6 protein-coding genes are annotated in these 6,090 nt (G+C 34.0%); all 6 read left to right on the top strand.

Going from position 1 to position 6,090, the window contains the following annotated elements; all coding sequences use genetic code 11:
• Positions 1-124: 124 nt before the first annotated feature.
• Positions 125-1,336: a selenocysteine synthase gene (locus tag ACIQ0D_RS10970; RefSeq protein ID WP_395805547.1), complete on the top strand. Its 1,212-nt coding sequence runs from the start codon at positions 125-127 to the stop codon at positions 1,334-1,336.
• 67 nt (positions 1,337-1,403) lie between these two features.
• On the top strand, positions 1,404-2,579 hold the full coding sequence (locus ACIQ0D_RS10965; protein ID WP_395805545.1) for a sialidase family protein: 1,176 nt from the start codon (positions 1,404-1,406) through the stop codon (positions 2,577-2,579).
• Positions 2,580-2,600: 21 nt separating this feature from the next.
• A complete protein-coding gene (locus tag ACIQ0D_RS10960) occupies positions 2,601-3,596 on the top strand; it encodes a 2-dehydro-3-deoxygalactonokinase (RefSeq protein ID WP_395805543.1) in 996 nt (331 codons plus the stop codon).
• Complete coding sequence (locus ACIQ0D_RS10955) at positions 3,589-4,233, top strand: bifunctional 4-hydroxy-2-oxoglutarate aldolase/2-dehydro-3-deoxy-phosphogluconate aldolase (protein WP_395805541.1); 645 nt, start codon at positions 3,589-3,591, stop codon at positions 4,231-4,233. Before ACIQ0D_RS10960 ends, ACIQ0D_RS10955 begins: the two co-directional genes overlap by 8 nt.
• Positions 4,234-4,254: 21 nt before the next feature.
• Complete coding sequence (locus ACIQ0D_RS10950) at positions 4,255-5,562, top strand: MFS transporter (RefSeq protein WP_395805539.1); 1,308 nt, start codon at positions 4,255-4,257, stop codon at positions 5,560-5,562.
• An 8-nt stretch (positions 5,563-5,570) separates the two neighbouring features.
• Complete coding sequence (locus ACIQ0D_RS10945) at positions 5,571-5,723, top strand: transmembrane 220 family protein (RefSeq protein WP_395805537.1); 153 nt, start codon at positions 5,571-5,573, stop codon at positions 5,721-5,723.
• Positions 5,724-6,090: the final 367 nt, after the last annotated feature.

Below are 6,090 nucleotides of genomic sequence, written 5' to 3'. Positions count from 1 at the left end.
TAAAATGATATTTTTCCAAAATGTTTAATAAAAACATTTGTATTAAGTATCTTAGTTAATTATTTGATAAGAGGAGATTTAAATCTCCTCTTATCATTTTAAATGAAAAAATAATCGGAAAATTATGAAACGTAGAGATCTTATAAAATATCTTTCAGTAGCCCCTGTAGCAGGTGCCGCTATTGGAACAGGTATTCCTTTTCAATCTTTTGCAAAAAACACTTCTGCAAAACGAGATGTGATTAAAGAACTTGGTTTAAGAACATTTATAAATGCAGCGGGTACTTATACTACCATGACAGCTTCTTTAATGCATGATGAGGTTGTAGATACCATTCAATCTTCTTCTAATCACTTTGTGATGATTAATGAAGTTCAAGATAAAGTGGGTGAAAAAATCGCAGCAATGTGCCATGCAGAATCTGCAATGGTAACTGCCGGTTGTTGGTCGGCTTTAGTCTTGGGCACTGCTGGAGTGTTAACAGGTATGGATCGTAAAAAGGTGGCACTCTTACCTAATCTTTCTACTTTTCAAAAGTCTGAAATAATTGTTCAAAAAGCTCATAATGTGGCTTATGTGCATGCTTTAACCAATACTGGAGCTACAATTGTTGAAGTAGAAACCGCGCAAGAAATGGAAAAAGCTATCAATAGTAAAACTGCCATGATGTGGTTCTTGAATTCTAGCGGTCCAATGGGATTAGTGAAACATGAAGAATTTGTTACCATTGGGAAAAAATATAATGTCCCAACCATGATTGATATGGCTGCTGATGTTCCTCCTGTTGAGAATTTATGGAAGTATAACGACCTTGGATTTGATCTAGTCTGTGTATCTGGTGGAAAAGCTATTTGCGGACCCCAAAGCGCCGGACTTTTAATGGGAAGAAAGGACCTTATTGCAGCTGCTAGATTAAGCGCTCCACCTAGTGGCGGAAATATCGGCCGTGGTATGAAAGTAAATAAGGAGGAAATTCTAGGAATGTATGTGGCTCTTGAAAAGTATATCAATACTGATCATGTGGCTGAATGGAAAATGTGGGAAGATAGAGTGGATAATATTAAAAATGCTGCTGGTAAAGTAAATGGTGTAAGTACTGAAACTTTTGTTCCTCCAGTAGCAAATCATACGCCATCGCTTAAAATTTCTTGGGATCAAACTAAAGTTAAAACTACTCCTAAAGATCTACTTAAAAATCTTCAGGATGGGAGCCCCTCGATAGAAGTTATGACTGGCCCAGATTCAATAAATATTACCGTCTTCATGCTTAAAAAAGGAGAAGATAAAATTGTTGCTAAGAGGATTCAAGAAGAACTTTCTAAGGCTTCGATTTAAATTATTCACTGAGTTAAACTTCTCGCTAGAGAGGTTTAACTCTTTTTGTTATAAATACCAATTGCAATTGAAAATCAAGTCCTTTAGCCACCTAGCTTTCACGCTATTAGCGCCTTTTTTGTTTATAGGATGTAGCGCAATAAAAGGCTCTAAATCAACGCTTTATAATTCAGAAAGTGAATCGTCTATTTTCGAACTAATCTCAAACTCGGATGATTTGCGAATTAAAAATAGAAATTTTGAGCAGGTCCCAACTATTGCAGCAAGTGCTGATGGAAAGCAAATTTTTGTAGCATGGTATTCGGGAGGAGCAGCACCTGGTCCAGGTAATTATGTTACCCTTTCTCTTAGTTTAGATAGCGGCAAAAGCTGGCTCAATGATCAACTTGTAGTTTATCCCAAAAACCAATCTCATCGTTTCTTTGATCCAATGTTGTGGAGAGATCATCAAGGATCAATCCGCTTATTTTATGGTAGCGCAAAAGATAATTTAATCTGGGACGGATTTGGCGGAGTTAATTCCCTACAAATGGCTTGGAATGGAGAGAAAATTACTACTTCCAAATCTTTGCGACTTAGCGATGGTGTAATGAGTAATAAACCTCTTTACTTAGAATCAAAAAATACAATTTTATTCCCAATTTATATTGATAAACCGCTTTCGGGAGGGAATTTAGATAAAAACTACCCTAAAAATGGAGTTTTTATTTATTCGAGTAATTCAGATATAAATCAACTCAAATATTACAGTTCAATCAATATTGAAGAAGATCTTCGAATTCATGATGAACCTCAATTGGTTCAAATTTCTAATTCTGGAGATTTATTGGCCATGCTTAGAACTACCAAAGGAATTTATTATACCAATAGTAGTGATTTTGGTAAATCGTGGACTCCAATAAAAACATTTACGGCAACAGGCCCAACAACTTCAAGTAGATTTTATTTAGGAAAACTATCATCTGGGAATTTATTGCTAATTGCTAATAATAGTAATACACGTAATAAAATGACCGCTTTTCTTTCAAAAGATGGTGGTAAAACTTGGCCACATAAACTATTGCTCGATGTGCGTGAAAATGTATCTTATCCTGATGCTGATCAAACAATTGATGGAAATATTCATGTTGTTTTTGACCGCGATAGAACTGGAGCGAAAGATATTTTGTATTGCAAGTTCACAGAAAATGATTTAATTTCTGGTAATTTGGATGCTATCTTTAAATCAAGGGTTAACAAGTAGTTTTATATTGTGAGTCAAAATTTGAAAGAAAAGTATGTTTTGTGCTGTGATTGGGGGACGAGCTCATTCAGATTAAGACTTGTTTCAAGTTATGATTATTCGATTATAGCCGAATTTCTTTCTCAAAATGGTGTGGCATCTATTTTTAAAGCTTGGCAAGAGCAAAAAGAAAAAACACGCTTCGATTTTTATAGCTCATTTTTAATGGAATGCATTCAGGAGCTTGCTAAAAATACTTCTACTCCAATTCAGAATATTCCTTTAATCGTTTCAGGAATGGTTTCTTCATCCATAGGAATGGAAGAGCTCTCTTACGCAGAAATCCCTTTTGATACTCTTGGTAGCACTGCTTCCATCAAAACATTTCAAAATTTTAATGGAAAGGGCCCATTGCTTTTGGTTTCCGGGGTAAAAAGTTCTGAAGATGTGATGCGGGGCGAGGAAACGCAGCTTATCGGACTAATTAAACTAATTGAAATAAAAAATCAAGATTCTAAGAATTTAGTTTTTATTTTCCCTGGCACCCATTCTAAACATATTTTCGTTAAAAATGGATTAATTCATGATTTTCAAACGTTCATGACTGGCGAACTTTTCAATATCATTAAAGAACATAGCATTTTAAAAGATTCTGTTGAGTCCGATTCTGAATCGATTTCAAAGACAGAAATTGATGCTTTTTTGCTGGGAATTGAGGTCTCAAGTAAATCTTCCATTCTACACAACCTTTTTACCGTACGTACCAATCAGCTTTTTGGAACTTTTGCGAAAAAGGAAAACTTATTTTATCTAAGTGGATTGCTTATTGGTACCGAAATTAGACAGCTTGATCAAAAATCATTTGATCATCTTTTTGTTTGTAGCGGCAATAATTTATATGATTATTATAAATTAGCTTTTGATACTATTTTTCCTAGTGAAAATATAACTTTTATTAAACCAGAAATGATCGATAAAGCCACCATAGCAGGTCAAATACAATTATTTTATACACAAATTAATTCTTCTCATGAATAATCAAGCATTTTCTTGGGATAGTTTTTCTGCTGTACCCATTGTAGGGATAATTAGAAATTTAAGCTTCGAAATCGTTGAAAAAATTCTTCCAGTATATATTTCATCAGGTTTAACTAATATTGAAATTACGATGAACACTCCTTTTGCTGATGAGATTATCAAATTTGCTACTCAAAAGTATAAGGTACAGTTAAATATTGGCGCTGGAACTGTTTGTAACTCTAAGGACTTAAAATTAGCTCTTGATGCTGGTGCTCAGTTTATTGTTACTCCAATTCTTGATGCAGAGGTAGTTAAAACATGTGTATCATCCAATATACCAGTGTTTCCTGGTGCTTATACTCCTACAGAAATTTACCAAGCATGGAAATTGGGAGCTAGCATGGTGAAAGTATATCCAGCAACATCTCTTGGTGCGGAATACATTCTAGATGTTAAAGCGCCTCTTAATCAAATAAAATTAATGCCCACTGGAGGCATAAATCTTGATAATATTCAGGCTTTTATGAAGGCTGGTGCTGATGGATTCGGAATTGGAAGTCAGCTGTTTGATAAAAACCTGATAAATAATGAAGATTGGAAAGGTCTTGAACTTCATTTTAAAAAGTATATTGATAAAATATCTCTGAATTCTTAAAATATCTTAAAATATCCTAAAATGACTGCTCCTAAAGGAAAAAATTATCGCTGGTTAATTGTAACTCTTCTTTTTATAGGTACGGTAATTAATTATTTAGATCGACAAATTATTGGCTTGCTTAAACCAACTCTCGAATTGGAGTTTCAATGGACAGAGTCTGATTTTGGTAAGATTATGTCTGCTTTTTCTTTTGCATATGCGGTTGGTTTATTGCTTTCGGGCAGATTCATTGATAAAGTTGGAACTAAAGTTGGTTATAGTGTAGCGGTTGTATTCTGGAGTTTGGCTGGTATGGGTCATGCTTTGGCTAAATCTGTGACGGGCTTTAGTATCGCAAGATTATCTTTAGGAATAGGAGAGGCAGGTAATTTTCCAGCAGCAATGAAGGCTGTTTCTGAATGGTTTCCTAAAAAAGAACGTGCATTGGCTACTGGGATATTTAATTCTGGAACCGCTATTGGTGTTGTTGTTGCCCTAATTGTAGTGCCAATAATCATGCAGAATTATGGTTGGCAGGAAGTATTTTGGATTACTGGTGCTATGGGTTTTGTATGGCTCTTATTCTGGTTATGGCTTTATGAAATCCCATCAAAACAGAAAAGATTAAGTCTTGAGGAATTGAATTATATTGAGAGTGACAAGGATGATGTAAAAGATCAGGTGCAAAGCTCTGTAAAAATCTCTTGGGCTAAACTATTCACATTTCCGCAAACTTGGGCATTTGTAACAGGCAAATTTTTTATTGATCCAATTTTTTGGTTTTTTCTCTTTTGGTTGCCTTCCTATTTTTCCTCTACCTTTAACTTAGACTTGAAGGTAATTAGTCTTGAGTTAATGATTATTTATGGTGCTACTACTATTGGAAGCATTGCTGGGGGCTATTTTTCATCCCAACTTATTAATCGTGGTTGGGCAATATTAAAAGCAAGAAAGGCCGTTCTTTTACTCTTTGCTTTATGTGAGTTAGTAATTATGATTGCCATTTCTCAATTTGTTACAGATAAATGGACTGCAGTGATTTTAATTAGTCTTGCAGTTGCTATACATCAGGCCTGGGCGACAAATATATTCACCATGGCATCTGATATGTTCCCTAAAGAGGTTGTTAGTTCAGTAGTTGGAATCGGTGGAATGATGGGAGCAATAGGAGGGATTCTCTTTCCAATTCTTGTGGGATATTTATTGGATATTTATAAGTCTGCAGGTAATTTAACAGGTGGTTATAATCTTATTTTTACTATCTGCGGACTTACCTATTTATTTGCTTGGTTGATAATTCATTTTTTAACTAGGAAATCAAAACGTGTTGAGCTAGTCAATAGTTAATTATTTAAATGAAAATATTTAATCTAGTATTTTGTTTGCTTTTTATTGTTTCTGCAGGATTGCAATATAATGATCCAGATCCTTATCTGTGGATTACAATTTATTTGATAGGTGCTTTAATTTCATTTAAAGCATTTCAGGGTATTTTTTTCCAAGGTTAAGTCTTTACTTAGTTGCATTATTTACAGGGTATTGTGTTTTTTTATTTTTCAGTAAAAATGGTGTATTGACCTGGCTTTTTGAACATCAATTAGAAAATATAGTAGTTGGTATGAAAGCATCCACACCCTGGATTGAAAATACAAGAGAATTTTTCGGTTTAATAATCTTAACCTCAGTGATTTTGTTTAATTACTTAGCGTATAAAAAGATGAAAACAGCTCATGAATTAATCTAATTTTCATTAAAACTAGACTGTATTATTGGATTTTGAAATTTACCGCATTTTACCCTTTAAAGAATTTACTATTGTGAACTATAGAGTTCAGAGAATATTGTTGTGAATATTTCTTTTGTTTCCAATTTTAT

It is taken from the genome of Daejeonella sp. (assembly GCF_044342615.1).
GTDB lineage: Bacteria > Bacteroidota > Bacteroidia > Sphingobacteriales > Sphingobacteriaceae > Daejeonella.
The sequence above is the reverse complement of the archived record's forward strand: the minus strand, read 5'-3'. Positions and strand labels throughout refer to the sequence as shown.

What these genes read in the sequence shown, in the direction of transcription:
- ACIQ0D_RS10955 (WP_395805541.1), top strand. Translation starts at nt 3,589, where the DNA reads ATGAATAATCAAGCATTTTCTTGGGATAGTTTTTCTGCTGTACCCATT.
- ACIQ0D_RS10945 (WP_395805537.1), top strand. Translation starts at nt 5,571, where the DNA reads ATGAAAATATTTAATCTAGTATTTTGTTTGCTTTTTATTGTTTCTGCA.
- ACIQ0D_RS10950 (WP_395805539.1), top strand. Translation starts at nt 4,255, where the DNA reads ATGACTGCTCCTAAAGGAAAAAATTATCGCTGGTTAATTGTAACTCTT.
- ACIQ0D_RS10970 (WP_395805547.1), top strand. Translation starts at nt 125, where the DNA reads ATGAAACGTAGAGATCTTATAAAATATCTTTCAGTAGCCCCTGTAGCA.